Origin of the sequence: Neorhizobium sp. P12A, assembly GCF_008365395.1 — a bacterium.
Taxonomy (GTDB): Bacteria; Pseudomonadota; Alphaproteobacteria; order Rhizobiales; family Rhizobiaceae; genus Rhizobium.
Window position 1 is genome coordinate 1 of the sequence record NZ_QOVX01000066.1, and the last position, 1,776, is coordinate 1,776.

Consider the following 1,776-nt stretch of genomic DNA (forward strand, 5'->3'; position numbering starts at 1 on the left):
GGATCTGCCTCACTTTGTGTGGAGATTGGCCAATTTGATTGGCATCATCCGCGCTCTGAGAAGCTCTGGACCCGCTCTGCCGTACATTGCGCGCTTAATCGTCTTCAAGCGGTTGATCTGACCTTCTGCCTGACCGTTGCTCCAGGGCAGGTCGATGGCGTTACAGACGGCGTCGATATCCCGGCGGAGAACGCGGGCAAAACGGGCCAGGAAAACGAGGCCAGAATCAATGGCATCATCGATCCATTCTTCGAGTTTCGCCGAAGTTCGGCCATGAAATAATCCACGAAATCGCATGGAGAAGCTGCGCAAAACAGCAAACGTCTGTGATCCCTGTTTGAGGGCATCCACTTTCCGTACTTGATTGATGGTCAGCGCGCCGCGCGGCTTTATACAAAGGGCAGCCGCGACAACCGGTGAGATCAGATGTCCGGTTTGCGGGTCACTTACAGGCGCATTGTCATATGTTCTGTCGGCAGGCCCAATCCGAGCCGGCGCCGTATCACTCTCATCCTTAATTTGCTCCGGTCTCTCGGCGCGGCGCCATGTTGCCAGGAGGCGTTCGAGATTGGAAAAGCTGCCGGTATATCCGCGGCGCCTGATGTCGTGGAACAAATGCCGCCCACGGCGGTTGCCATCCTTCCAACATTGGGCGAGAAAAGCTTCGAAGTATAGAGGAGAGGTCGGCTGTAGCGCACCCCTGCGTCGCTCGGGTGGAGTTTCGAACGTCAGCCACTTCGCGATGCTGCGGCGGCCATATCCCGTGCGACGCGCGATGTCCGAGCAGGTCAAGCCTTCTTTGCTCAAGGCGTGCACCGTTTCAAACACTTCCTTCCGGGACTTCCGATGTGCTCGGCGAAGCTGATTACGCCAAGGCGTTTCAGGCGCCTGCTCACGCAAATCACGATCATCACAGTCCTTCTCGATGTCGTCGTCTGGTAGCAGTGCCCTGCCTGTAGCTCGGCCGGAGAGGCTCATCTGTTCCTCGATAGCAAGACGAAGATTCTGGATGAGATGAAAGCGGTCTGCCACCTGAGACGCTTGTGGGGCACCTTCACGAGCGGCCTGCGCGTAGAGCCCGCATCGGTCTCGGCTGACGACCTCAATAGAGGGATGCCGCTTCAACCATCGTGCAACGCTTGCCACGCTCCGGTCTTCGAGAATGTCCATGACCTTCCGGCGTTCGAGATCAACGATGATCGTGCCGTAGCGCCACGATTTCCGCCAGCTCCAGTCATCGATACCGATGATCCGTGCCGGGGGTTCGTCGTCGACTCGTGAAGCATTGCGCTTCAAGTGCCGAAGGATGGTGTCGTCACTGATCGGCATCCCCAGCCGCTGCATCAGGCGCTCTCCGGGGCGGCCGCCCGTATTGTGGCCAAGCAGGCCGACTATTTCGGCGGCCCTACTTGTGCGGCGGGCATAGGGAGAGGCAATCGCTGGGACCCGGTCAGTGAACGTTTGCCGTTTACACTGCCGATATGTGCAACGCCAGCGGCTCAACTGGAGCTTCACCGTCACGGCATTACCTTGGATCGGCAGGTCTTGAAGACTGCGGTACGACCAGCCGTGCCGACTTCTGCTCTGATGTCGGCAATCTGGGCATATGCCCGAGGATGGCCCGCAGGTCGACACTACCCATTTGCCTTCATCGCTAAACACGACGCTCTGCACTTTAATACCCGGACCGGGCGACCATTTCGATTTCGTTCGCATGCCAGCCCATAGCCGGGTCATCGCTAACGGTCTGTTAACCACACAAAGTGAGGAAGACCC

The 1,776-nt window shown here is 58.2% G+C and carries 1 protein-coding gene; it reads right to left on the reverse strand.

Annotation, left to right across the window (positions count from 1 at the left end; genetic code table 11):
- Positions 1–9: 9 nt before the first annotated feature.
- Positions 10–1,716, reverse strand: a complete 1,707-nt coding sequence (locus DTW90_RS36865; RefSeq protein WP_149345051.1) for an ISL3 family transposase — start codon at positions 1,714–1,716, stop codon at positions 10–12.
- Positions 1,717–1,776: the final 60 nt, after the last annotated feature.